The sequence below is a fragment of the Bittarella massiliensis (ex Durand et al. 2017) genome, from assembly GCF_017566145.1.
Classification (GTDB): Bacteria; Bacillota; Clostridia; order Oscillospirales; family Ruminococcaceae; genus Bittarella; species Bittarella massiliensis_A.
Genome location: NZ_JABFCL010000061.1, coordinates 1 through 318, shown reverse-complemented (window position 1 = coordinate 318; position 318 = coordinate 1). Strand labels below are relative to the sequence as shown.

1 protein-coding gene is annotated in these 318 nt (G+C 53.1%); it reads left to right on the top strand.

Features of this window, described 5'->3' with window-relative positions; translation table 11 throughout:
* A partial coding sequence (ilvN, locus tag HJY11_RS13450; RefSeq protein WP_208076451.1) for an acetolactate synthase small subunit occupies positions 1–312 on the top strand: 312 nt, incomplete at its 5' end.
* Between the last annotated feature and the right edge of the window lie 6 nt (positions 313–318).

The window sequence follows — 318 nt, the reverse complement described above, 5'->3', positions numbered from 1 at the left end:
GATGAGGAGGCGGTTTACCGGGAGCTGATTCTGATCAAGATCAGAGCGGACGCGGCACTCCGTCCAGGGATTATCGCGATTGCGGACGTTTTCCGGGCCAAGATTATCGATGTGGAAAAGGAATCGCTGATCGTAGAGCTTACCGGCGCACAGTCAAAACTGGAGGCGTTTTTAAATCTGCTGGACGGATATGAGATTCTGGAGCTTGCAAGAACCGGAATCACGGGCCTTTCCAGAGGCAGTCAGGATATCGCTGATGCGGAGGAAATCCTGAGGAAGAGAGCCGAGCAGGATGGGTTCGACAGAGAATGAAGCTGA